The organism is Acidisoma cellulosilyticum, assembly GCF_020621385.1.
Lineage (GTDB): Bacteria > Pseudomonadota > Alphaproteobacteria > Acetobacterales > Acetobacteraceae > Acidisoma > Acidisoma cellulosilyticum.
In genome coordinates this window covers 504,574-527,229 of sequence record NZ_JAESVA010000003.1, presented here as the reverse complement: position 1 = coordinate 527,229, position 22,656 = coordinate 504,574, and the positions used below count along the sequence as shown (strand labels likewise).

The following is a 22,656-nucleotide window of genomic DNA, read 5'->3' as shown; positions in this document are numbered from 1 at the left end:
TGTCAGCGGGTAGAGACTGCCGGGCTCTAAGACGGAGACCGACATGACGCCGATCGTGACGACAGACTGGCTGGCCGACCATCTGGATGATCCGGATATCGTCGTCTGCGATTGCTCTTTCTATCTGCCGAACGACCCGCGCAATGCGGCTGGCCTGTTCGCGGAAGCAAGGATTCCCGGCGCACGTTTCTTCGATATCGATGCCATCAAGGACGCGACGTCTGACCTGCCGCATATGCTGCCCTCACCGGGGGTCATGGCCGAGCACATGGGGCGTCTGGGCATATCCAATGCCGCCAAGATCATCTTCTACGATCAGCTCGGGCTGTTTTCGGCCGCGCGCGGCTGGTGGATGATGCGCGTCTTCGGCCATGACCGGGCGGCGGTGCTGGACGGCGGATTGCCGAAATGGCGGGCCGAAGGCAGGCCGCTGGACACCTCCGCGCCCGTTGCGTCGATAGCGGCGGTCTTCACGCCGGCTGAGCGCGCTGACCTGGTCCGCGATCTTACCGCCATGAAGGCGATCGTGGAGGACGGTTCGGCGCTGATCCTCGACGCGCGTCCGGACGGGCGCTTTGCCGGGACAGCGCCCGAGCCGCGGGCCGGCGTGCGCGGCGGCCATATGCCCGGCGCCCATAATATTCCCTTCAATCAGCTGCTGGCGGCCGACGGCACCATGCTGCCGCCTGATCAGTTGCGCGCGCGCTTCGTGGCCGAGGGCGCGGATGGCAGCCGACCGGTGGTGACCAGCTGCGGCACCGGCGTCACGGCGGCCGTGCTGACGCTGGGTCTCGCCGTCGCGGGCTTGCCGGAAGGCGCGCTTTATGATGGCTCTTGGACGGAATGGGGCGGCCGCCCCGATACCCAAGTGGAAGCTGCAACCGATGCCGGATGATCGACTGGACGAGACTTCAGAGACCACGCGTTTCGCGACGCGGCTGACGCAGGTCGGGCGCCCAGGTGCGCGGGCCCATGGCTTCGTCAATACCGCCGTCGTTCGCGGATCGACCGTGCTGCATCCCGATCTCGCGCATCGCAAGAGCGTGGAAAGCCTGCGGAACGAACAGGCGATGGTCTACGGCACCCATGGCACGCCGACGCATTTCGCGCTGGAAAACGCCATCGCGGAGATCGAGGGCGGCACCCGCTGCCAGATCGTCTCCTCCGGTCTTTCGGCCATCACGACGCCGCTGCTCGCTTTCCTGAAGACGGGCGAGCATGTGCTGGTGCCGGATTGCGTCTATGGCCCGACCCGCCGTTTCTGCGACGGCATGCTGGCCGGTCTTGGCATCAAGACGACCTATTACGACCCGATGATCACGCCCGAGGCCCTGGAAGGGCTGATGCGCCCCGAGACCCGCGTTCTGTTTCTGGAAAGCCCCGGCAGCCATACGTTCGAGGTGCAGGACGTGCCGGCGCTCTCCGCCGTCGCCCATGCCCATGGCGCCCGCGTGCTGATGGACAATACCTGGGGCATCCACTTCTTTCAGCCCTTCCGCCATGGCGTCGATGTCTCGATCCAGGCGGCGACGAAATATATCGGCGGCCATTCTGATATCATCCTCGGCGCCGTGACGGTCGCGGATGAGAGCGATTGGCACCGCTTGCGCGACGCTTCCATGGCGCTGGGCCAATATGCCAGCCCCGATGATTGCTGGCTGGCGCTGCGCGGTATCCGCAGCCTGGGCGTGCGTCTGAAGCACCAGATGGCGGCGGGGCTTGAAGTGGCAAACTGGCTGGCCGAGCGGCCGGAAGTGCTGCGCGTCCTGCATCCGGCATTGCCGGACAGCCCGGGCCACGCGCTGTGGAAGCGTGATTTCACCGGCGCGTCCAGCCTGTTCGGCGTCGTGCTGAAGCCCAATCACGGCGTCGATGCGGTCGGGGCCATGATCGACGGCATGACGCTGTTCGGTATCGGCGCGTCCTGGGGTGGGTTCGAGAGCCTGATCCTGCCGACCTCCGGCACCATCCAGCGCACGGCCGGCACCGGTAAGTTCGGTGGCGAGATGATGCGGCTTCACATCGGCCTGGAAGACGTCGCCGATATCAAGGCCGATCTGGAACGCGGCTTTGCGAAGCTGAATGAGGTCACAGGTGGCTGACGACATCGACGCCGTGTTGAAGGAGGTTGCCTTCAACGCGGACGGGCTGGTGGCCGCGATCGCGCAACAGCACGATACCGGCGAAGTGCTGATGATGGCCTGGATGAACGCCGAGGCGCTGGCGGAGACGCTGGCCACCCGCCGCGTCTGCTATTTCAGCCGCAGCCGGGGCAAGCTTTGGCGCAAGGGCGAAAGCTCGGGCCAGACCCAGCGGCTGGTCGATCTGCGCCTGGATTGTGACGGTGACGCCTTGCTGCTGCTGGTCGATCAGACCGGCGTCGCCTGCCATACCGGTCGGCGGTCCTGCTTCTACCGCGCCGCCCGGCCCGAGGGGCTGGTGGAGATCGCCGCGCCGGAAGTGTCGCCGGACGCGCTGTATCGCAGCTGATTGCATTTTAGTCGCCCGCGGACTCGTTCCGCGGGTCTACCCGCTTTGGCGCGCGAACACCGTCAGGGCGCCGCGCTGGGTAGATCCCCGCGACAAGCGCGGGGACGACCATAGAAGGGGCCGCCGCCGAAACGCCACGATGAGTGGGTCCGCGTGACCAGCACGCGGATGACGATTCAGCCCTTCTTTTTCTTCTTCTTGCTATTGCCTTCGCGCGCGATCTGCGTTGGCGCCGCGCCACCCTTCGCCCGCTCAAGCACGAATTTCGCGTAATCGTCCATATCGCCGTCGAAGGGCGCGACCGTGCCGTCGGCCGCCAGCCAAAGCCGGTCGGCGACCAACTCCATCAGCGACCGGTCATGGGTGATGAGGATCACCGCGCCCTCATACTCGTTCAACGCATCCAGCAGCGCGCGGCGGCTGTCGATATCGAGATGGTTCGTCGGCTCATCGAGGATCAGCAGATGCGGCGCGGCCTGGGCCACGAGGTTGAGCAATAGCCGCGCCCGCTCTCCGCCCGACAGGTCGAAGACCGTCGTCTCCTGCTTCGAACGCGCCAGGCCCCATTGCGCCAAGCGGGACCGGCGGGCGGATTCGCTGATCTCCGGCAAAGTGCGGCTGATGATCTCAAGCGGGGTATCGTCCGGGTCCAGCGCCTCGATCTGATGCTGGTGGAACCAGCCGACCTTGATGCGGCCTTCGCGCTGCATATGGCCTGAGCGGATCGCGAGCGCGCCGGCCGCCATTTTGGCGAAGGTCGATTTGCCGGCGCCGTTCACGCCCAGCAGCCCGATACGATCGTCGATATCGAGCCGGAGGTTGAGACCTTTGAGGATCGGCGGGTCCTCGCCGTAGCCGACATCGACCCCTTCCAGCCGCATCAGCGGCGGCGCCAAGGGCCGCGCGGGCGAGGGCAGCATGAAGGGCGCGACCCGCTCCTCGATCGTCTCGCCGATGGGTTCCAGCTTGGCGAGGCGCTTCATGCGCGACTGCGCCTGCGCGGCCTTGCTGGCCTTGGCGCGGAAGCGGTCAACGAAGCTTTGCAGATGCGCGCGCTCGGCTTCCTGCTTGGCGCGGGACGAGGCTTGCAGGCGCAGCTTCTCGGCCCGCTGGCGCTCGAAATCATCATAGCCGCCGGTATAGAGGTCGAGCTTGCCCTCGTTCACATGCAGGATGTTCTGCACGGAATTGTTCAGCAATTCGCGGTCATGGCTGATGATGAGCGCGGAATAGGGGTATTTCTGCAGCCGCGCTTCCAGCCAAAGCGCGCCTTCAAGATCGAGATAATTGGTCGGCTCATCGAGCAGCAGCAGGTCGGGCTGGGCGAACAAGGCGGAGGCGAGGGCCACGCGCATTCGCCAGCCGCCCGAGAATTCGGCCATCGGCCGGTCCAGATCCTCGATCGAAAAGCCGAGACCGCCGAGAATTTCGCCGGCGCGGGCCGGCGCGCGGTCGGCGTCGATTTCGATCAGCCGGCCATAGATATCGCCCATTCGCTCGGGCTCTGCCGTTTCCAGCTCGGCATTGAGCGCGTCACGTTCGGTATCGGCGGCGAGGATCGTTTCCAGCAGGGAGATCGGGGTCGCCGCATGTTCCTGGTCCACCGCCGCGACGCGAGCCGCGCGGGGGATGACGATTTCGCCGCTATCGGCCTGCAATGAGCCGAGGATGAGCTTGAACAGCGTCGATTTGCCGACGCCGTTGCGGCCGACGAGGCCGACCTTGGCATTGACGGGCAGGGTGACGGACGCCCGGTCGAAAAAGCGTCGTCCCCAGGCGTTGAAGATAAGGCCGTCAATCTTGATCATGTCGAAATTTGCCGGGAAGGGGGAAGCCAAGCTTGGCCGAAGCTGGTTCCCCTACAGGCTTTTGCCGCAGCGCAATATCGGTTTCTGCGCGCGGCTGCTTAGTGCTCGAATTGCGGGCCCACAAAGGTGAACATGCTGTTCGGGTAATCGCCGCCATAGGTCACGTCATAGAGGCTGATCTGGGTCTGCCGACCTTGCGCGTCGCGGATGATCCAGCTGCGCAGCGTCATCGGGTCGGTCGCGAAAATCAGCGTGATCGACCCCGCCCCTTCCTTGCCGGTGCGGATGATCGTGAGCTGGATCTGCCCTTTGGCACGGGCGATGCCGGTGACGGTGACGTCGCCGGACAGTTTCAGATTGTCCTGCAGCAGCAGGCCGAGCGGGGTCGAGGAGAGGAAGATATTCGTCGTCTGCTTCACAGCCGGGTCATAATAGACAAGCAAGCCGTGACCCGCGACGAGCAACATTTTGTCCGGCGGATCATATTCGAACCGCATGCGGCCGGGCCGCATCATCCAGACATTGCCGCCGATGGAATTGCCACTGGCATCGACCTGCAGGAAGCGCGCCTTGAGCGATTTCACGCCGTTCAGATAGGTCTGAATGGCGGCGATATCGGTCTGATCCTGCGGGGTCGAGGGTGGGGCAGATACCAATTGCGCATGCGCCCCGCCAAACGGCAGGGCCGCCAGCGTCAGAGCGAGGGCCGGTAGAGCAGCGAGAAGAATACGACGGTTCATGGCACCGGATGTGGCATCGCCAGGGCCAATTGAGAAGTCGTTTCCGGTGTCAGCCGGATTAAGGAATTGTTGGGTAGCCGCTGCTCAGGCGGCGGAGGCCGCAATTCCCAGCGGCATCTGCATAGCACTGCCATAGCTGCGGCTGATCATGCCGCCGGCCGTGACACGGCGGAAAGCGGCGGGATCCGCGAACAGCGCGCGCAGCAGCAGGTTGTTGGTGCGATGGCCCGAACGGTCACCCGTGAAACGGCCGATGATCGCGGCGCCGGCCAGCGACAGATCGCCCACCGCGTCCAGCACCTTGTGGCGGACGAACTCGTGGCTCATGCGCAGGCCCGCCGGGTTCACGATATCTTCACCGTCGATCAGAACGGCATTGTCCAGGCTGCCACCCAGGGCAAGGCCGGCGGCGCGCAGCTGATCAATTTCATGCGCCTGGGCAAAGGTGCGCGCGCGGGCGAGTTCCTGACGGAAGCTTGTCTCGGTCAGGCGCAGGTCGAGGGACTGGCAGCCGATGGCGCCGGCCGCGAAATCGATCGAGACCGAAAGGTCTAGCCCGACCCAGCTACCGCCGGCGGGCAGCGGCTCGAACGTCGCGGTCGCGCCCTTGTCGGTGACGGTCACGGTGCGCAGGATTTCGATCATCTCGCGCGGGGCCGCGAGATCGACCAAGCCGGCGCAGTCGAGCAGGAACAGGAAGGGCGCGGCCGAGCCATCCAGAATAGGCACTTCCGGACCGTCAACCTCGACGATGATATTGTCGATCGCGAGGGCGGCGAGGGCCGCCATGATGTGTTCGATCGTGCCGACGGAGATGTCCGGCCGCTCAGCCGAGGTCAGCTTGGTGCAAAGCCGGGTGTCGAGCACGCGGTCGAAAAGGGCGGGGATTTCGATCCCGACATCGGTGCGGCGGAAGACGATGCCCGTGCCGATAGCGGCCGGCAGAAGAACCAGCCGGGTATTGCGCCCCGTGTGCAGGCCGACGCCGCAACAATCGATGGCGTTACGGATCGTGCGGGATGCAGCAGGGATTGCCGTCTCGGTATAATATCCCGGCAGTCCATCCATGCCTTCAGTCCCCAGTTCATCCAAGCGAAAGGCCAAAAACAGCCTCTGTTAATCTGGGGAGCAGAGAAGCATTCATTAATGGCAACAGCCAGTCAATGATTGTTGCCCAGTGTTACCGGATAAAGTGCTGAATTTAAAAGTTTTTATACGACACTTTCATGCCGGCTGATCCAATCCCTGTCGCAAAGCGTGAGCCGCTTCGGCGGGCGCGATAAGATCACGGCGCAGGAAAAGATCGATCAGCACAAGGTTCACATTGAACTTGAAATGATCGCTGGTGCGGACCGCCTCCACCGCCTGCTCTATGGGCCAAAGCTCGAAGGCTTCGACCTCGCCGTCACTCGGGACGGGCGTAAAATCCTGCGGCAAAACAAGGTCGTAGCAATAGAGCAGGTCGCGCCGCAGCCCTTCTGGACGTTCCATATCGTAGCGCAGGCGCCCGACGCGCTGGGCGCGGGCCGCCAGCGCCGGAGGAATGCCGGCTTCCTCGCCCGCTTCCTTGATCATCGTGTCATCGGCCCCCATGCCGGCGGAGATGCCGCCGGCGACGATATGGTCGAGCTTGCCGGGGTCCAGCAGTTTGCTGGCCGAACGCCGGGCGACCCATAGGTGCAGCCCATCCGCGCGCTCCACCAGACCGTTGCAGTGAACGCCGTGAGAGAGGATGCCGAAGGAGGGCACGGCGCCGCGATCCAGCATGGTGACGGCGGGGCCTTCGTCCCCCGCGCGGACGTCGAACATTTCCCCCCGCAGGCGGAACCAGCCGGCCTCCCCCATCGCTTGTGCCAGAGCCGGCAGCGCGGCCGCGCGGGCCTGGGGCAGGGTCACGCCACCATCCAGGTTGGGCGCGATGCCGGCCGTCTGGGCGAGGGCGCGGGCGAAATCGGGCTTAAGCCAGCCGACCGCGCGATCCCCGAGCCGAAACAAAACGCGGTCCCCCGGCAAGGTCGCGCTACGCGAAGATGTAATATGCCGCTGGAAGAAATCGGCAACGCTGTCAGCCATGCGCAAGAAGCCTTTGCAAGGGGAAGGGCGCATGCCACATGCGAGCCATGGCCGATGCCCCGACATCTAATCCCGTAGGTCAAGGTGCGGCAGCGGCCGGCGAGACCGCGACCACTGCCCATACGCTGCGGATGCTTCTTCCCTACCTCTGGCCGCCGGGCGATACCATGGCCCGTATGCGGGTGGTGGCGGCTGTCGCTCTCCTCATTTTGGCCAAGGTCGCGACCGTCTATATCCCGATCTTCTACGCCAAGGCCGTGGACCATCTGGCGCCCAAGGGCGCGCATGCGCTTGGCAATGGGGCAGCCGCTGCCGCCATTACTGTCCCCGTCGCGCTGATCATCGGCTATTGCCTGCTGCGCATCGCCTCCGGTGCTTTCGCCGAATTGCGGGACGCGGTCTTTGCCGCCGTCCAGCAGCGCGCCGTCCGCCGCATCGCGTCCCAGACCTTCGAGCATCTGCACAAGCTGTCATTGCGCTTCCACCTGGATCGGCATACCGGCGGCCTGTCCCGCGCCATCGACCGTGGCACGACGGGTATCGAACAGGTGCTGCGCTTCGCCGTCTTCAATATCGTGCCGACGCTGTTCGAGCTGGCCCTTGTCACGATCATCATGTGGCGCATTTTCGGCTGGCGCTATGCGCTGACGACGCTGGTCGCGGTCGCCCTTTATGTCGGCTTCACGCTGGTCTTCACCAATTACCGGGTGCGCTACCGGCGGCTGATGAATGATTCGGACGCCGATGCGCAGACCAAGGCCGTCGACAGCCTGCTGAACTACGAGACGGTGAAGTATTTCGGCAATGAGAGGCTGGAAATCAGCCGTTTCGACAAGGCGCTGGAAAAATACGAGCGGGCGGCCGTACGCTCCCAGGTAACGCTCAACCTGCTCAATGTCGGGCAATCCGTCATCATCGCGCTCGCGCTCGGCGCCATCATGCTGCTGTCAGCGCAGGGCGTGGCATCGGGCCATATGTCGGTCGGGCGCTTCGTGCTCGCCAATACCTATCTCATGCAGCTCTATACGCCGCTGAATTTCCTGGGTTTCGTCTATCGGGAGGTGAAGCAGGGGCTGGTCGATACCGAGCATCTGTTCCGCCTCATGCGCGTAGGCGCCGAGATCGCGGATCGTCCGGGCGCGCATGCGCTGGTGCCGCAGGGCCGCACCGCCGCTCTCGCCTTCGAGGATGTCCGTTTCGGCTACAATCCGGAGCGGGAAATCCTCAAGGGCGTCAGCTTCGCGATCCCGGCCGGCGGCAATCTGGCCGTGGTCGGCCCGACGGGTGCGGGCAAATCCACCCTGACGCGGCTGCTGTTCCGCTTCTATGACGCCAATTCAGGCGCCATCTGCATCGACGGGCAGGACCTGCGCGATCTGACCCAGGACAGCATCAGGGCCGTGATCGGGGTCGTGCCGCAGGATACGGTGCTGTTCAACGACACCATCCGCTACAACATCGCCTACGGCCGTCCTGGCGCGAGTGAGGCCGAGGTCGAGGAGGCCGCGCGCCTCGCCCAGCTTGACGCCTTCATCAAGACCTTGCCCCAGGGCTACGAGACCAAGGTCGGCGAGCGCGGGCTGAAGCTCTCGGGCGGGGAGAAGCAGCGCGTCGCCATTGCGCGCACGCTGCTGAAAAACCCGGCCATTCTCATCCTGGATGAGGCGACCAGCGCGCTCGACACCAAGACCGAGCAGGAAATCCAGACGGCGTTGCGGGCGATCGCACGGGACCGCACGACGCTGACGATCGCGCATCGGCTGTCCACGGTCGTCGATGCCGATGAAATCCTGGTGCTGGAACAAGGCCAGGTCGCAGAGCGCGGCAGCCACTGGAATTTGCTCGCCCGTGGCGGCATCTATGCCAAGATGTGGGCGGCGCAAGCCGAACAGGAGGAGGGGGCTGCCGCCGAGCAGGCGCTCTCTGACCTTGGCACCGATCGGGATCAAGGTCCGCGGGACCGGCCAGATTTGGCCTCGTCCTATTCGACAAAGGAAATAACCGAATGAGCGACCACAATCCTCCTGATTTCGAAGGTCTGGCGGAAGCCAATCCCAATCTGCGCCATGCCGGCGCGGTGGTGGATCAGGCGATCGAATATATGACGAAAGAGCATATCGACCCGATCTCCATCGCCTCCGCCCTGCTCGGCGGCGCGCTCGGCATGCTGTCCGGCAATCTGCCGCGCGGCGCTGTGCTGGCGGTGCTGGATCAGGCGCGGGCGAGCGTGGAATCGGGCGAAATGGCCGAACTTTCGCATCCGCCCGCGAAGGGGCATGCCTGACCCCCTCACGGTGGGCGATAAGAATCGGGCGCTGCTGCTTGACGCTCGGCGCTCCTTTCGTCATAAGCCCGCCTCCGTCGGGATGCCGCGTGACGGTTTTATGCGCGAGAATTCCTGTTTGATGTGTCGAGGTTCCTATGTCCCGTCGCTGCGAAATTACCGGTAAGGGCGTTATGTCTGGCAACAATGTCAGCCACGCCAATAACAAGACCCGCCGCCGCTTCCTGCCCAATGTTCAGGACGCGTCCGTGATGTCTGAGATCCTGGGTGCCCCGATCAGCCTGCGCGTCACGCCGCGCGGCCTGCGCACGATCGAGCACAATGGCGGGATCGACAACTTCCTGCTCAGCACGCCCACGAGCCGCCTGACGCTCGAAGCGAAGGTGATCAAGCGTCGCCTTGAGCGCGCCGCCGCCCGCAAGAGCGCTGCCGCCGCCCCGACCGCCTGAATTCTGACGGATTGACGCCTCTGCCTTCAGCAGAGGCGTTTGCCTGAACGAACCGCGCTATCAGCCGCCCGTCACACTCATGTGGCGGGTTAGCTGTTTCTGGGGCGCGTCAGGCGCGATCATGAAGTCATGCTTGTGCGGCTTGCGCGCAATGGCGTCCCGCACCAGCATTTCCATATCCTGATCGCTGGCCCCCGCCCGCAGCGGCGTGCGCAGATCGGCCTGGTCTTCCTGGCCGAGGCACATGAACAGCGTGCCCGTGCAGGTCAGCCGCACGCGGTTGCAACTATCGCAGAAATGCTCGGTCAGCGGCGTGATGAAGCCGATCCGCCCGCCGGTTTCGGCAATCCGCCAATAGCGCGCCGGCCCCGGCGCGATGCCGGTGACGGCCGTTTCCGGCTTAAGCTCGCGCGTCAGCGTCCAGCGTCGCTCCAGCTTCGGACGCAGAACCGACAGCGGCAGATACTGGTCGAGCCTGTTCTCCCCGGTCTCGCCCAGAGGCATGGTCTCGATCAGGCAGAGGTCGAAACCCTGCATGCCGCACCAGGCGATCAGATCGTCGATCTCATCCTCGTTCAGCCCGCGCAATGCCACCGTATTGATCTTGATGTGCAATCCGGCGGCCTTGGCGGCAAGAAGGCCGTCCAGCGTCTGCTCCAGCCGGCCGCCACGGGTAATCGTTCGGAAGCGGTCGGGGTTGAGCGTGTCGAGGCTGACATTGATGCGGCGCATGCCGGCATGCACCAGCGCCGCCGCATGGCGGGCGAGCTGGCTGCCATTGGTGGTGAGCGTCAGCTCCTGCAAACCGCCCATAGCCCCGTCCTGACCGATATCCTGACCGAGTGAGGCGATCAGCTGCATGACGTCGCGGCGAACCAGCGGCTCGCCGCCCGTGATGCGCAGCTTGGTGGTGCCGAGGCGGATGAACAGGCGCCCCAGCCGCTCCAATTCCTCGAAGGTCAGCAGCTCCTCGCGCGGCAGGAAGGTCATGTGTTCCTGCATGCAATAGACACAACGAAGGTCGCAGCGATCGGTGACCGAGATGCGGAGATAGGAAATCGCGCGGCCGAACGGGTCGATCAAAGGATGCGCTTGGCTTGCCATCAATCATCCACCAGTTCGAGGCTGACGACGCGGGCATTGATCAGCACCTTGCCGGCATCCTCGAAATTCACCGTAATGCGGTCGTCGATGACGGATTGCACCTGACCCGGTCCCCATTCCGGGCAGCCGGGATGGCGCACCCACGCTCCAGGCTCGACAAACAGAAATCGGCGGCTCGCCATCTAGGCGGTTATCCTTTGCGACTGTGGAAACTATACGCGCGGCGCGGCAAAAGGGTAACAGGCGCGCGACGGCATCGGCCAAGGGCCTGGGAAGCGCAATTCCTCCTTATCAGGGCAGGAATTATGACGTTTTGAGTGGTTCATCCAAGTGTCACTAGGGCGTGAGGTCTCAACCGACTAGTCGGATGCGTGTTCGGACAATCGATCGCGAGTCGCGCCATGAACGACATGCCTTACGATATCGCCGCCCGCGCCATGCGGGACCAGGCACAATCGCCGAAGGCTCCGCTTTACCGCGCAGTTTTCGTCTCAGACGTGCATCTTGGCACCAAGGGCAGTCAGCCCGAGATGCTGAACGCGTTTCTGGCCGATGCCAGTTGCGAGAAGCTGTATCTGGTCGGTGACATCATCGACGGCTGGCGGCTGCGCAAATCCTGGTTCTGGGACCGCCACCATGACGCGCTGCTGCGCACCATCCTGCGCCACGCGAAACATGGCACCGAGGTCATCTATATCCCCGGCAATCATGACGAGATGGTGCGCGCCTGGCTGCCGCTGGGCCTGGAAATCGCCGGCATCAAGCTGATGGAAGAGGCGGTCCATGTCACCGCCAAGGGCGAGAAGCTGCTCGTCATTCACGGCGATGCCTTCGACAGCGTTGTCCGCTACGCCAAGTTCCTCGCCCATCTCGGCGACCATGCCTATACCGTGGCGCTGGTCGCCAACCGCTGGTTCAATTGGGGCCGCCGCCATTTCGGCTACCCCTACTGGTCGCTCTCGGCCTGGCTGAAGCGCCAGGTGAAGGAGGCGGTGAAGTTCATCGACAGTTTCGAGGTCGCCCTGTCCCAGGAGGCGCGCAACCGCGAAATGGACGGCGTCATCTGCGGCCATATCCATCACGCCGAAATGCGCATGATCGGCGAGACCCGCTACTTCAACACCGGCGATTGGGTGGAAAGCTGCACCGCGCTGGTCGAGCATCATGACGGCCGCTTTGAGCTGATCGACTGGCCGAGCGTCATCCGCGCCAGCCGGCGCGAGGCCGCTCCGGCCCGCTTGCCGGCGACCGCTGCCGCACCGGTCGCCGATGCCTTGGCCGAGAACGCGCCGATACCCGCATGACGGGTTGGCCCCAGCGCGTTGCCATCATCTCGGATGCCTGGCATCCGCAGGTCAATGGCGTGGTCCGCAGCCTGGGCCAATTGGTGGCCGAGCTGCGCAGCCGTGGGATCGAGGTCGAGGTCTTCGGGCCCGACCGCTTCCGCACCCTGCCTTGCCCCTTTTATCCGGAAATCCGCCTGGCCCTGCTGCCGGGCCAGCGGCTGCATAAGATGCTGCGGGAGTTCAAGCCCGACGCGCTGCATATCGCGACCGAGGGGCCGCTGGGCCTGTCCGCGCGGCGCTGGGCGCGGGTTGAGCGCTATGCCTTCACGACGTCCTTCCATACGCGTTTTCCGGAATATGTGGCGGCCCGGCTGCCCTTTCCGCGCGCCTGGACCGAACGCATGGTCTATCGCTGGATCCGCTCCTTCCATGGCGCGGGATCTGCCGTCATGGCGGCGACGCCGAGCCTGATCAAGGAATTGTCCGGTCGCGGCTTCGCCAATGTCTGCCATTGGACGCGGGGCGTGGACACGGCCGGCTTCACGCCCGAGCTGCGGCAGGAGACGGAAGGGCTGGTGCGGCCGGTCTTCCTCTATGCCGGCCGTCTGGCGGTCGAGAAGAATATCGAAGCCTTCCTGTCCCTCGATCTGCCCGGATCGAAGCTTGTCGTCGGTGACGGGCCGGATCGCGCCGGGCTTCAGCGGCGTTACCCGGATGCGCGCTTCACCGGCATGCTGTCCGGCACGGCGCTGACCCGCGCCTATGCCTCGGCCGATGTCTTCGTCTTCCCCAGCCGGACGGATACGTTCGGGCTGGTGATGCTGGAGGCTTTGGCTTGCGGCACGCCCGTGGCGGCCTATCCCGTGCCCGGCCCGCGCGACATCCTGGGCGGTGTCGAGCCTGCCGTGGGCAAGCTTGACGAGGATCTGCGGATTGCCGCCATGGCGGCGCTGACGGCCGATCGCTCGGCCTGCCGCCGCTTCGCGGAGCGCTTCTCCTGGTCGGCGGCGAGCACCATGTTCCTGAACAATCTGGTGCCCATTGCGTCGCGCAAATCCGCTCAGAAACCGAAGGGTTTCACAACGGCTCGTCTGCCGCAGGGGCTCAGGGCTTAGAGCCTGTCAGGTTTTAATAGATAATTTGTCATCTGCGCACTTGTTGCGCGGACCTACCCACCGCGGCGCCCAGCCGGCCGATTGCTTGCTCCGCCGGGTAGATGCGCGGGTCGGGGCCCGCGCACGACAGATTTAGTGGCGTTTCTACCTAAACCTGACGGACTCTAGGGTTTTGGGTCGTCGCGCACGCGTTGCGCGGATCCACCCGTCATCGCGGGCGGCCATAAAAATCAAGTCAGATGCGCAAGCGCGAAATAGGCTTCCGTCCGCATTTCCATGAGACGCGAGGCTGTGCGTTCGAAGGCTTTCGCACCATCCCCGGTCGGATAAAGTTGATCCGGCATCGCGGCGGCGGAGGCGATAAGCTTCACGCGGTGATCGTAAAGATTGTCGATCAGGTTGATGAAGCGTCGCGCCTCGTTGTGATTGTCAGGCGTCAGCAACGGAATATCGTCCAGAATGACCGCCTGGAAATGGGTCGCGATGGCGAGGTAGTCCCCGGCACCAAGATTGCGCGCGCAAAGTTCAGGGAAGCTGAACCGCGCGACGCCGGCCGCCGCTTGCGGCACGGGCAGAACGCGGCCCATGACATGCAGCTGCTCCGGCTTCACGGTTGCGTTGCGGCTCAGCTCGGCGAAGGCGGCGTCCAGCTTGGCGCGCGATTGCGGGCCGGGCGGAACGTGCCAGGTATCATCGGTATTAGGCCGCAGGCGCCGATAATCCTGCTGTGCCTCCAGGACCAGCACATCCAGATGCCTTTTGAGCACCGCGATGAAGGGCAGGAAGGCGTCGCGCCCCGGCTGACCCCGGAACAGATCATCCGGCACGGTATTGGAGGTGGCGACGACGATGACGCCACGCTCGAACAGCGCCTCGAACAAGCGGCCGAGCAGGATGGCGTCGGCAATGTCATTGATCTGGAATTCGTCGAAGCAAAGCAGGATCGCCTCATCGGCGATGCGGTCGGCCAGCGGCGGGATGGGGTCATCGCCGCCCGGATTCGCCTGCTTCCAGGCGAAGACGCGGGCATGGGCTTCCTGCATGAAGGCATGGAAATGGATGCGCCGGCGACGCGGCACGTCCGAAGTCTCGAAAAACATGTCCATGAGCATGGACTTGCCGCGACCGACTTCGCCCACGAGGTAAAGCCCGTTGATCTCGGACCCCGGCGCTTCATCGACCGGCTTGCGGCGCAGAAAGCGCCCGATCAGGGATTTGCGCGCGAGACGCGCCGGCGGATCGTAATGACGCAGCTTGGTCCAAAGGGCCTGCAGCCGCTCGACCGCCGCCGCCTGGGCCGGGTCCGCCACGATGCGCTTTTCCGCGACCACGTAGCGATAGACGGGCAGCGGCCCGACCCCCGTGGGGGCGCCGCTCAAGACGGACTGTTCGGGTGCGGACACATCCATGCCGCACCGCACATAATCCGGCTTTTGCCTCCGCACAATGCAGCATTTCGGAGGGCCGATGCGCCATCCTTGGGCGTAAGTGATGACGCGCCCGCGTGACAGCGGCCGGCGGGCAGGCTATCCGGGCCTTGCTGCGTTTTGGACGGCCAAGCATTGGGACCTGAGAGAGCATGACGATCCGGATCGACCGGGTGGTGACCCGCGGCGGCGATGAAGGCATGACCTCTCTGGGCACGGGGGCGCGTGTCCGCAAAGACGCGCTGAGGGTCGAGGCTTTCGGCACCGTCGACGAAGCCAATGCCGCCATCGGCCTCATTCGCCTGCATACGGCGGACCATCCGACGGAAGACGCCATGCTCGGCCTGATCCAGAACGACCTGTTCGATCTTGGCGCCGATCTTTGCGCGCCTGAGGGAGACGAACCCTCCGCACGCAGCCGTCTGCGGATAGAGGAAAACGCCATTCTGCGGCTGGAGGCGGAGGTCGAGGCCATGAACGCGGACCTGCCGCCGCTGACCAGCTTCGTCCTGCCGGGCGGCACGCCGGCCGCCGCTTTTGCCCATCTCGCCCGCACCATCACCCGCCGGGCCGAGCGACTGGTCGTAGCACTGGCCGCCCAGGAACCCGTCAACCCGCTCGCGATCCGCTATCTCAACCGTCTGTCAGATCACCTTTTCGTCCTCAGCCGGGCGCTGAATGCCGGTTCGGGTCGCGAAGTGGCCTGGGTTCCCGGCGGTAGCCGGTAGCGGCCTCCGCCCCAAGGCGTTAAGGGTCTTCGCGCAAGCCATGGAATGGTATAAGTCGCCGACAATGTCACAGCACCGCCGGATTCTTCCGATCGTCCTGATCCTCGCCCCGGCTTTGTCCGGCTGCGGGATGTTCAATTCTGGCCCGACAGCGGCCCAGATTTCGACCCGCAATGCGCATCTGCCGCCTGAGGTCGTCTACAATAATGGCATCAACGCCATTCAGAAGCAGGACTATCAGGCGGCCGTTAACAACTTTAACGACATCGAGCAGAACACGCCCTATTCGCCCTGGGCGACGAATGCGCAGCTGATGCACGGCTATACCGAATATCTGCGCAGCCATTACACCGACGCGATCAGCGCGCTGAACCGCTATATCGATCTGCATCCGGCGGATCGTGACATCGCTTACGCCTATTACCTGCGCGCGCTCTGCTATTACGAGCAGATCTCGGACGTGCAGCGTGATCAGTCCACCACCACCGATGCCATTACGGCGCTGCAGGAAGTCGTCAACCGCTTCCCCAACAGCTCCTACGCCCGTGATGCCCAGCTGAAGATCGACCTGGGCGAGGATCAGCTGGCCGGGCATGAGATGGTCATCGGCAAGTTCTACGAAAAGCAGCATCTTTATGCCGCGGCCATCGGTCGCTACCAGGTCGTCATCAACAACTATCAGACGACGAACCATACGGCGGAAGCGCTGGAACGTCTGACCGAGGTCTATCTCAAGCTCGGCATGACGGATGAAGCGCGACGCACCACGGCGGTGCTGGCCTTCAATTATCCCGGCAGCACCTGGTACAAGTCCGCTTATTCGGCGCTGGCCTCGCAGGGCGTGATCAGCCGCCAGACGGGCGCCGAGAATAGCGCCGATTCGGACGCGGAAACCACGAACGCCACCGGCAGCGTGAGCGCCGCGCCGACCACCACGCCGCCGCCCAAATCCTCGGGCGGGTTCCTCGGCTGGCTGTTCTAATCCTCGATCCTGTGGCTGGATAGGCGCCATGCTGAGCGCGCTTTCCATCCGGGATGTGGTGCTGATCGACCGTCTCGATCTCAATTTCGGTCAGGGCCTGACGGTGCTGACCGGCGAGACGGGGGCCGGCAAATCCATCCTGCTCGACAGTCTCGGCCTCGCCCTTGGCGCGCGGGCCGATAGCGGTCTTGTGCGCGCCGGCCAGGATCAGGCGAGCGTCACGGCCTTCTTCACGCCCGAACCGACCCATCCGGCCTTCGGCCTGCTGATGGAGCAAGGTTTGGAGGCGGAGGAAGACATCGTCATCCGCCGCATCGTCAATCGGGACGGAAAGTCGCGTGCCTTCGTCAATGATCAGCCTGTCAGTGCCGGGCTGCTGCGCCGTCTGGCGGCTTTGCTGGTCGAGGTGCAGGGGCAGCACGATCAGATCGGCCTGGCTGACCCTGCCGCGCACGGACCGCTGCTCGACACTTTCGGCGTCGATCCTGCTGTGTCGGACGCCGTCGTCTCGGTCTGGCGCCGCTGGCGCGACCGGCTGACGGCGCTGGACCGCGCCCGGAAGGCCATGGCGGAAGCGCAGCGGGACGAGGAATGGCTGCGCCATGCCGTGAACGAACTTTCGGACCTCTCCGCCGAGACGGGCGAGGAGGAGGCGCTGGCCCAGGCCCGTCACGCCATGCAGATGGCCGCAAGGCGGGCGGAGGCGATTGCGGCGGCCTTGTCTGAAATCGCGCCGCGCGAGCGCAGGAACCCAGGACCGGGCGCGGCTTTGCGTGCCGCTGCCCGCAGCTTGCAGCGGCTTTTGCCGAGCAGTCTTTCGGCGGAAGCCGAGCCGGAGAATCCGCTGGCCCCAGCGCTGGCCGCGATCGACCGCGCGGAAGAAGCGATTGCCGAAGCTGAAACCCTGCTGTCGCGCCTGTCCCAGGAATCGGACGCCGATCCGCGTGAGCTGGAACGGGTGGAGGAGCGGCTGTTCGCGCTGCGGGCCGCTGCCCGCAAGCATAGCGTGACGGTCGCTGAACTGCCCGCGCTGCGCGACCGGCTGGCGGAGCGCTTAGCGGCGCTTGATACCGGGTCCGCCCATCTGACGGCGCTGGAGACGGCGGCAGCCGCCGACCGCCTCGCCTTCATCGCGGCCGCCAAGACGCTGTCCGCCGCTCGTCTGAAGGCCGCCAAAGAACTGCAGGCGGCGATCATGGCGGAATTGCCGCCGCTGCGGCTGGATAGGACCCGCTTCGTCGCGGAAATCTCGGAATTGGCGGAATCGGGCTGGTCCGCCCGTGGCGTGGAGCAGGTTCAGTTTCTGATCGCGACCAACCCGGGTCAGACACCGGGCGCGATCGACAAGATCGCCTCGGGCGGCGAACTGTCCCGCCTCATGCTGGCGCTGAAACTGGTGCTGAGCCGTGGCTCACCGGTCGGCACGCTGATTTTCGACGAGGTCGATTCCGGTATCGGCGGTGCGACGGCGGCGGCAGTGGGGGAGCGGCTTGCGCGCCTCTCCCAGGATATCCAATTGCTGACGGTGACACACAGCCCGCAGGTGGCGGCGCGGGGAAGCGCGCATCTGCGCGTCGCCAAGGCGGTTGACGGCGGGCGCAGTGCGACCCGCGTGGAGCCGCTGACGGGCGCGGCGCGGCGCGAGGAAGTGGCCCGCATGCTGGCGGGCGAGGAAGTGACGGAAGCCGCGCGGGCGGCGGCCGATAGCCTATTGGGGAATGCGGCATGAGCCGGAAACCGAAAGCGACAAGGGGCGAGCGTGCGGCACTGAAGGCCGAATTAGCTGACCTCGCGAGCAAAATTGCAGCAGCTGACATCGCCTATCACGAGCAAGACGCACCCGAGGTGACGGATGCGGAGTATGATTCCTGGCGCCGCAGATATGACGCGCTGCAAAAAGAACCGGAACTTCCCTTCAGTGGCTTAGGCCCGCATCCGGCGCCAAACTTCAAGAAATGGCGGCACGGCATACCAATGCTATCTCTTGAAAAGTCTTTTGTAGCAGGGGACTTCGTAGAATTTGAGGCTCGCATTAGCCGTTTTCTTCGCCTCAATTCCGATACTCCGCTAGCCTTTGTAGCCGAGCCCAAGCTCGACGGCCTGTCCCTATCCATCACCTACGAAAATGGCGAACTGGTCGCGGCCGCGACCCGTGGCGACGGGTTCGAGGGCGAGCTGGTGACGGAAAACACCCGCACCATCGCCGCCGTGCCGCAGACACTCCATGGCGCGGCCCCGGCACGGATGGAAATTCGGGGCGAAACGCTAATGACGAAGGCCGATTTCCTGGCGCTGAATGCGGCGCAAAAAAAGGCCGGCGACAAGATTTTCGCCAATCCGCGCAATGCCGCCGCCGGCAGCCTGCGGCAGCTGGATGCGCGCATCACGGCATCCCGTCCGCTCTCTTTCCTCGCCTATGCGGTGGGTGAGATAAGTGAAGAGATTTCAAACACTCATTGGTATTTTCTGCAGCGCCTGGAAGCCTGGGGCTTCCAGGTCAATCCGCTACGGCGCTTGATCCATGGCCGAATGGAGGCCGAAGCTTTTCAGAGTGAAATCGAGTTTACCCGCGCCGAACTGCCTTATGACATCGACGGTGTCGTCTACAAGCTGAACAATGTGGATTTGCAGCGCCGTCTGGGCTTTGCCGGGAGTGCGCCGCGTTGGGCCATCGCCTGGAAATTCCCGGCCGAACAGGCCGTCACCATCCTGCGCGCCATCAATATCCAGGTCGGCCGCACCGGGGCTTTGACCCCGGTCGCGGAGCTGGACCCGGTCAATGTCGGCGGCGTCCTCGTCAGCCGTGCCACGCTGCATAATGAGGATGAGATCGCGCGGAAGGATGTCCGCGTCGGCGATACGGTGACGCTGCAGCGGGCGGGTGACGTGATCCCGCAGATTTTGGGCAGCATTACTGAGAAGCGACCCGAGGGCGCGGAACCTTGGATGCCGCCCGAGACCTGCCCGGTTTGCGGGTCACTGGCCCTGCGCCCGCCGGGTGAGGTCGTGCGCCGCTGCACCGGCGGGCTTGTCTGCCCGGCGCAGCAGGCGGAGAGGCTGATCCATTTCGTCTCCCGCGGCGCCTTCGACATCGAGGGCCTGGGCGACAAGACGGTGTACGAGTTCTTTACGGATGGTCTGCTGAAAACGCCGGTCGATATCTTCATGCTTGCCGAGCATGAGGATGCGATCGCCAAGCGCGAAGGCTGGGGCCCGCTTTCCGCTGGCAATCTGATGCGCGCGATCGAAGCCCGCCGCACGATCCCGCTCGCCCGCTTCATCTACGGTCTCGGCATCCGCCGCATCGGCGAGACGAATGCCAAGCTGCTGGCCCGTCACTACGGTAGTTTCGACCATTGGCGGGCAGAGATGCTGTCTGCCCGAATCGTGGGGTCGGACGAGCGGCTGGCGCTGGGCAGCATCAACGGCATCGGCCCGATTGTGGCCGAGGAGTTGGTGGAATTCTTTGCCGAGGACCGCAATGTCGCGGTGCTGGACGCGTTGGCGGCGGTGCTGACGATCGAGGATGCGGCGCAGGCCGGGGCCGATACGCCGCTGGCCGGCAAGACCATCGTCTTTACTGGCGGGATGACGAGCATGACCCGCCCCGAGGCCAAGGCACGCGCCGAGCAGCTGGGTGCTCGGGTGACGGACAGCGTCTCCAAGAACACCGATTTCGTGGTCGCCGGGGCCGATGCCGGGTCGAAGGCAAAGAAGGCCGCCGCTTTGGGCCTGACCGTGCTGGACGAGGCTGGCTGGCGCGAGATGGCGGGTCTGCCGCCGATGGCGCCGCCCGCCGAAGGCTAAAGTTGGTCAGGTTTTAATAGATAAATTCGTCATCCGCGCACTTGTTGCGCGGACCTACCCCCCCGCGGCGCCACATCGGCGTATGGGCGCCGGAACCGGTAGACCCGCGGCACGAGGCCGCGGGCGACAGATTCTGGGGCGTTTCCAACTAAACCTGACTGACTCTAATGCGCCGGCGCTGATGCGCCGGGGCTGGACCAGGCCGTCATCATGCCGAGCTTCAGCGTCACCCGCAGGCGGCCTTCGGCATTGGTCGGCATGCGCATCAGCGCTGACGGAAACAAAGCCGCTGGTGCGGGCCTATGGCTCCGCTGCCGGATGGCATTGCGCTCACCGGCCGCCTGCAGGTCGCGCAGCAGCGCCAGCGGATTGCCGTAGAGCAATTCGATCTCCTCCTGATCCGCGACCGGCGAGGTGAAGCCCGCGCGCTGCAGAAGCCCGGCGCAGTCGCGGAGCTCGGGGAAGGGCGAGATGCGTGGGCTGACGCCGCCACGCAATTCGGCCTCGGCCTCGGTCAAGGCGCGCCGCAATTCATCCAGTGTCCCGAGCAGTGGCAGGCTGGCGAGCAGCAGCCCGTCCGGCCGCATCGCGCGGCGGATCTGGATCAGCGCGCCCGGCAGATCATTCACCCAATGCAGAGACAGACTGGCGACGACGAGATCGAAACTGCCCGGCCCGAAGGGCAGCAGCTCCTCGTCGGCCGCCAGATAGGGCGCGCCGCTGAGTGCGGCCATTTCGGCAGAGAGGTCCATGGCGACCGTCGGGATGCCCATGGCGCGCAGACGCGGCGCGATGATGCCGCGCCCGCCGATATCGAGTGCGGCGGTGAAATGCCGCGTCGTTTCCGTCACGCGGTCCAGCAGCCGGTCGGCGACGTCTTCAAGCACCGGCGCGACGTCGGAAACCGTCCTTGCCGCGCGTGCGCGGTGACGGCGGACCGCCGCGCGGTCGAAAATATCGGAACTGTCGGTCAGATCGCGGCTTCCGCGAAGATGGGCCGCACGTCGCCGCCCCAGGCGCCCTTAAATCGGGACAGCCAATGCTCGGCCTGGGTGGGGCCGCCTTCCGCGATGGCGCGCAGCGGGTCCAGATGGATCCGCTCGTCCGCGCCATCGGCATTGGTCAGCCCACGGGCCGCCAAGCCGCTATCCGCGATGGCGAGCAAGGGTTTGAGGAGGTCGCGCAGCTTGCCCTGCCGCCAGGGGGCGTCCAGCCCCTGGGTCGGCACGGCCGCGCGCGTGACCATGAGGTCGGCCGCCGTCAGCCCGCGCACCAGGTCCTCGGCCGCGGTCAGCGCCGCGTCATCATACAGAAGCCCGACCCAGAAGGCAGAGAAGGCGCCCATCATGGCGGGCGAGCCCGCATCCGCGCCGCGCATTTCCAGAAACCGCTTGAGGCGCACATCGGTGAAGATCGTCGTCAGGTGATCGGCGAAATCGCCCATGGTCGGGTATTGGCCTTCCAGACCCGGCAGCTTGCCGGCCATGAAATCCCGGAAGGCGGCGCCGGCCGTGTCGATGTAATGGCCGTCGCGGTAGACGAAATACATCGGCACATCGAGCGCGAAATCCGAAAAGCGCTCGAAGCCGAAACCCTCCTCAAAGACGACCGCCGGAATGCCGGACCGCGCTTTGTCGGTATCGGTCCAGACCAAAGCGCGGTTGGAGAGCGCGCCATTCGGCTTGCCCTCATAGAAGGGGGAATTGGCGAAAAGTGCGGTCGCGAAGGATTGCAGCGCCAGGCTGACGCGGAGCTTGCGCACCATGTCGGTCTCGCTGGCGAAATCGAGATTGACCTGCACGGTGCAGGTGCGGGTCATCATATCCAGCCCGCGCGTCCCGACCTTGGGCATATAGCGGCGCATGATGCCGTAGCGGCCTTTCGGCATCCAGGGCATCTCGGCCTGGGTCGCCAGGGGATGAAAGCCGAGCGGCGCGAAACCGAGGCCGAGCGGTTCGGCAACGGCGCGGACCTCGGCCAGATGGGCGTCAAGCTCGGCCTTGGTTTCATGCAAGGTCCGACAGAGACCGCCCGACAGTTCGAACTGCCCGGCGGGTTCCAGCGAGACCGAGGCGCCGTCGCGCGTCAGGCCGATGGGCTGGCCCTTATCCAGAATGGGCGACCAGCCGTCCGCGCCGATCCCTTCCAGCATCGCGCGGATGCCGCCGGGCTCATAGGGCGGGGGGGTCAGGTCATCGCGTCGGAAGCCGAACTTCTCGTGCTCCGTGCCGATGCGGAATTTCTCCGCCGGCTTGCAGCCGGCTTCGAAATAGCCGGCAAGCTGGCTGAGGCCGTCGATAGGGGTGAGGTCGCCCTCGCCGGGGTTAGACATCGGCTGTTCCGCTCAAGCGTCGTTGTTCAAG

21 protein-coding genes are annotated in these 22,656 nt (G+C 64.9%); 12 read left to right on the top strand and 9 right to left on the bottom strand.

Annotation, left to right across the window (positions count from 1 at the left end; translation table 11 throughout):
• Nucleotides 1–43: 43 nt before the first annotated feature.
• Genes sseA through hisI form a run of 3 tightly spaced genes read left to right on the top strand, consistent with a single transcriptional unit; the run spans nucleotide 44 to nucleotide 2,490 of the window.
• Complete coding sequence (sseA, locus tag ACELLULO517_RS11270; RefSeq protein ID WP_227307460.1) at nucleotides 44–895, top strand: 3-mercaptopyruvate sulfurtransferase; 852 nt, start codon at nucleotides 44–46, stop codon at nucleotides 893–895.
• Complete coding sequence (gene metC, locus ACELLULO517_RS11265; protein WP_227307459.1) at nucleotides 885–2,102, top strand: cystathionine beta-lyase; 1,218 nt, start codon at nucleotides 885–887, stop codon at nucleotides 2,100–2,102. The genes sseA and metC overlap by 11 nt, the downstream gene beginning before the upstream one ends.
• Nucleotides 2,095–2,490, top strand: a complete 396-nt coding sequence (gene hisI, locus ACELLULO517_RS11260) for a phosphoribosyl-AMP cyclohydrolase (protein WP_227307458.1) — start codon at nucleotides 2,095–2,097, stop codon at nucleotides 2,488–2,490. Before metC ends, hisI begins: the two co-directional genes overlap by 8 nt.
• A 176-nt stretch (nucleotides 2,491–2,666) precedes the next feature.
• On the opposite strand, the gene ACELLULO517_RS11255 is transcribed toward hisI, so the two are convergent.
• The 4 genes from ACELLULO517_RS11255 to ACELLULO517_RS11240 all read right to left on the bottom strand — a co-directional run bounded on the left by ACELLULO517_RS11255 (nucleotide 2,667) and on the right by ACELLULO517_RS11240 (nucleotide 7,111).
• On the bottom strand, nucleotides 2,667–4,298 hold the full coding sequence (locus ACELLULO517_RS11255; protein ID WP_227307457.1) for an ABC-F family ATP-binding cassette domain-containing protein: 1,632 nt from the start codon (nucleotides 4,296–4,298) through the stop codon (nucleotides 2,667–2,669).
• 98 nt (nucleotides 4,299–4,396) lie between these two features.
• Nucleotides 4,397–5,038 carry a LolA family protein gene (locus ACELLULO517_RS11250; RefSeq protein WP_227307456.1) on the bottom strand — a complete coding sequence of 214 codons (642 nt, stop codon included), beginning with the start codon at nucleotides 5,036–5,038 and terminating at the stop codon, nucleotides 4,397–4,399.
• 84 nt (nucleotides 5,039–5,122) lie between these two features.
• Nucleotides 5,123–6,106 carry a UDP-3-O-acyl-N-acetylglucosamine deacetylase gene (lpxC, locus tag ACELLULO517_RS11245; protein ID WP_227307455.1) on the bottom strand — a complete coding sequence of 328 codons (984 nt, stop codon included), beginning with the start codon at nucleotides 6,104–6,106 and terminating at the stop codon, nucleotides 5,123–5,125.
• Between the two features lie 156 nt (nucleotides 6,107–6,262).
• The gene (locus ACELLULO517_RS11240) at nucleotides 6,263–7,111 is read right to left on the bottom strand and encodes an NUDIX hydrolase (protein ID WP_227307454.1); all 849 of its coding nucleotides are present in this window, start codon (nucleotides 7,109–7,111) and stop codon (nucleotides 6,263–6,265) included.
• A 131-nt stretch (nucleotides 7,112–7,242) separates the two neighbouring features.
• Between ACELLULO517_RS11240 and ACELLULO517_RS11235 the strand changes: the two genes are divergently transcribed.
• The 3 genes from ACELLULO517_RS11235 to rpmB all read left to right on the top strand — a co-directional run bounded on the left by ACELLULO517_RS11235 (nucleotide 7,243) and on the right by rpmB (nucleotide 9,844).
• Nucleotides 7,243–9,120 (top strand): ABCB family ABC transporter ATP-binding protein/permease, encoded by a 1,878-nt coding sequence (locus tag ACELLULO517_RS11235; RefSeq protein ID WP_227307690.1) that lies wholly within the window; start codon nucleotides 7,243–7,245, stop codon nucleotides 9,118–9,120.
• Nucleotides 9,117–9,395: a hypothetical protein gene (locus ACELLULO517_RS11230; protein WP_227307453.1), complete on the top strand. Its 279-nt coding sequence runs from the start codon at nucleotides 9,117–9,119 to the stop codon at nucleotides 9,393–9,395. The genes ACELLULO517_RS11235 and ACELLULO517_RS11230 overlap by 4 nt, the downstream gene beginning before the upstream one ends.
• A 137-nt stretch (nucleotides 9,396–9,532) precedes the next feature.
• Nucleotides 9,533–9,844: a 50S ribosomal protein L28 gene (rpmB, locus tag ACELLULO517_RS11225; protein ID WP_227307452.1), complete on the top strand. Its 312-nt coding sequence runs from the start codon at nucleotides 9,533–9,535 to the stop codon at nucleotides 9,842–9,844.
• Nucleotides 9,845–9,904: 60 nt separating this feature from the next.
• Here rpmB and moaA read toward each other — a convergent pair whose 3' ends face one another.
• Both moaA and ACELLULO517_RS11215 read right to left on the bottom strand, forming a co-directional pair.
• Nucleotides 9,905–10,948, bottom strand: a complete 1,044-nt coding sequence (moaA, locus tag ACELLULO517_RS11220; RefSeq protein ID WP_227307451.1) for a GTP 3',8-cyclase MoaA — start codon at nucleotides 10,946–10,948, stop codon at nucleotides 9,905–9,907.
• The gene (locus ACELLULO517_RS11215; RefSeq protein ID WP_227307450.1) at nucleotides 10,948–11,130 is read right to left on the bottom strand and encodes a DUF3553 domain-containing protein; all 183 of its coding nucleotides are present in this window, start codon (nucleotides 11,128–11,130) and stop codon (nucleotides 10,948–10,950) included. Before ACELLULO517_RS11215 ends, moaA begins: the two co-directional genes overlap by 1 nt.
• Nucleotides 11,131–11,385: 255 nt before the next feature.
• On the opposite strand from ACELLULO517_RS11215, the gene ACELLULO517_RS11210 reads away from it, so the two are divergent.
• Nucleotides 11,386–12,252 carry a UDP-2,3-diacylglucosamine diphosphatase gene (locus ACELLULO517_RS11210; protein ID WP_227307689.1) on the top strand — a complete coding sequence of 289 codons (867 nt, stop codon included), beginning with the start codon at nucleotides 11,386–11,388 and terminating at the stop codon, nucleotides 12,250–12,252.
• A complete protein-coding gene (locus tag ACELLULO517_RS11205) occupies nucleotides 12,249–13,349 on the top strand; it encodes a glycosyltransferase family 4 protein (RefSeq protein WP_227307449.1) in 1,101 nt (366 codons plus the stop codon). Before ACELLULO517_RS11210 ends, ACELLULO517_RS11205 begins: the two co-directional genes overlap by 4 nt.
• A gap of 230 nt (nucleotides 13,350–13,579) precedes the next feature.
• Here the strand turns inward: ACELLULO517_RS11205 and zapE are convergent, their stop codons facing one another.
• A complete protein-coding gene (gene zapE / locus ACELLULO517_RS11200; protein WP_227307448.1) occupies nucleotides 13,580–14,758 on the bottom strand; it encodes a cell division protein ZapE in 1,179 nt (392 codons plus the stop codon).
• A 170-nt stretch (nucleotides 14,759–14,928) separates the two neighbouring features.
• Here zapE and ACELLULO517_RS11195 point away from each other — a divergent pair, with 170 nt between their 5' ends.
• From ACELLULO517_RS11195 to ligA, 4 genes are all read left to right on the top strand, one after another.
• Nucleotides 14,929–15,504 carry a cob(I)yrinic acid a,c-diamide adenosyltransferase gene (locus tag ACELLULO517_RS11195; protein WP_227307447.1) on the top strand — a complete coding sequence of 192 codons (576 nt, stop codon included), beginning with the start codon at nucleotides 14,929–14,931 and terminating at the stop codon, nucleotides 15,502–15,504.
• 64 nt (nucleotides 15,505–15,568) lie between these two features.
• A complete protein-coding gene (locus tag ACELLULO517_RS11190; RefSeq protein WP_227307446.1) occupies nucleotides 15,569–16,486 on the top strand; it encodes an outer membrane protein assembly factor BamD in 918 nt (305 codons plus the stop codon).
• A 28-nt stretch (nucleotides 16,487–16,514) separates the two neighbouring features.
• Nucleotides 16,515–18,215 (top strand): DNA repair protein RecN, encoded by a 1,701-nt coding sequence (gene recN, locus ACELLULO517_RS11185; RefSeq protein WP_227307445.1) that lies wholly within the window; start codon nucleotides 16,515–16,517, stop codon nucleotides 18,213–18,215.
• Nucleotides 18,212–20,293 carry an NAD-dependent DNA ligase LigA gene (gene ligA / locus ACELLULO517_RS11180; RefSeq protein WP_227307444.1) on the top strand — a complete coding sequence of 694 codons (2,082 nt, stop codon included), beginning with the start codon at nucleotides 18,212–18,214 and terminating at the stop codon, nucleotides 20,291–20,293. Before recN ends, ligA begins: the two co-directional genes overlap by 4 nt.
• Nucleotides 20,294–20,457: 164 nt before the next feature.
• On the opposite strand, the gene ACELLULO517_RS11175 is transcribed toward ligA, so the two are convergent.
• Nucleotides 20,458–21,180, bottom strand: coding sequence for a methyltransferase domain-containing protein (locus tag ACELLULO517_RS11175; protein ID WP_227307443.1), 723 nt, complete (start codon nucleotides 21,178–21,180; stop codon nucleotides 20,458–20,460).
• Nucleotides 21,181–21,263: 83 nt separating this feature from the next.
• Nucleotides 21,264–22,625, bottom strand: a complete 1,362-nt coding sequence (locus ACELLULO517_RS11170) for a glutamate--cysteine ligase (protein WP_227307442.1) — start codon at nucleotides 22,623–22,625, stop codon at nucleotides 21,264–21,266.
• Nucleotides 22,626–22,656: the final 31 nt, after the last annotated feature.

Excerpts from the sequence above, each read along its gene's own strand:
- ACELLULO517_RS11205 (WP_227307449.1), top strand. The coding sequence starts at position 12,249 with ATGACGGGTTGGCCCCAGCGCGTTGCCATCATCTCGGATGCCTGGCAT.
- moaA (WP_227307451.1), bottom strand. The coding sequence starts at position 10,948 with ATGGCAAGCCAAGCGCATCCTTTGATCGACCCGTTCGGCCGCGCGATT.
- ACELLULO517_RS11190 (WP_227307446.1), top strand. The coding sequence starts at position 15,569 with ATGTCACAGCACCGCCGGATTCTTCCGATCGTCCTGATCCTCGCCCCG.
- ACELLULO517_RS11230 (WP_227307453.1), top strand. The coding sequence starts at position 9,117 with ATGAGCGACCACAATCCTCCTGATTTCGAAGGTCTGGCGGAAGCCAAT.
- ACELLULO517_RS11210 (WP_227307689.1), top strand. The coding sequence starts at position 11,386 with ATGCGGGACCAGGCACAATCGCCGAAGGCTCCGCTTTACCGCGCAGTT.
- lpxC (WP_227307455.1), bottom strand. The coding sequence starts at position 6,106 with ATGGATGGACTGCCGGGATATTATACCGAGACGGCAATCCCTGCTGCA.
- ACELLULO517_RS11240 (WP_227307454.1), bottom strand. The coding sequence starts at position 7,111 with ATGGCTGACAGCGTTGCCGATTTCTTCCAGCGGCATATTACATCTTCG.
- ACELLULO517_RS11250 (WP_227307456.1), bottom strand. The coding sequence starts at position 5,038 with ATGAACCGTCGTATTCTTCTCGCTGCTCTACCGGCCCTCGCTCTGACG.
- recN (WP_227307445.1), top strand. The coding sequence starts at position 16,515 with ATGCTGAGCGCGCTTTCCATCCGGGATGTGGTGCTGATCGACCGTCTC.
- metC (WP_227307459.1), top strand. The coding sequence starts at position 885 with ATGCCGGATGATCGACTGGACGAGACTTCAGAGACCACGCGTTTCGCG.
- sseA (WP_227307460.1), top strand. The coding sequence starts at position 44 with ATGACGCCGATCGTGACGACAGACTGGCTGGCCGACCATCTGGATGAT.
- rpmB (WP_227307452.1), top strand. The coding sequence starts at position 9,533 with ATGTCCCGTCGCTGCGAAATTACCGGTAAGGGCGTTATGTCTGGCAAC.
- zapE (WP_227307448.1), bottom strand. The coding sequence starts at position 14,758 with ATGGATGTGTCCGCACCCGAACAGTCCGTCTTGAGCGGCGCCCCCACG.
- ACELLULO517_RS11195 (WP_227307447.1), top strand. The coding sequence starts at position 14,929 with ATGACGATCCGGATCGACCGGGTGGTGACCCGCGGCGGCGATGAAGGC.
- ligA (WP_227307444.1), top strand. The coding sequence starts at position 18,212 with ATGAGCCGGAAACCGAAAGCGACAAGGGGCGAGCGTGCGGCACTGAAG.
- ACELLULO517_RS11170 (WP_227307442.1), bottom strand. The coding sequence starts at position 22,625 with ATGTCTAACCCCGGCGAGGGCGACCTCACCCCTATCGACGGCCTCAGC.
- ACELLULO517_RS11255 (WP_227307457.1), bottom strand. The coding sequence starts at position 4,298 with ATGATCAAGATTGACGGCCTTATCTTCAACGCCTGGGGACGACGCTTT.
- ACELLULO517_RS11215 (WP_227307450.1), bottom strand. The coding sequence starts at position 11,130 with ATGGCGAGCCGCCGATTTCTGTTTGTCGAGCCTGGAGCGTGGGTGCGC.
- ACELLULO517_RS11235 (WP_227307690.1), top strand. The coding sequence starts at position 7,243 with ATGCTTCTTCCCTACCTCTGGCCGCCGGGCGATACCATGGCCCGTATG.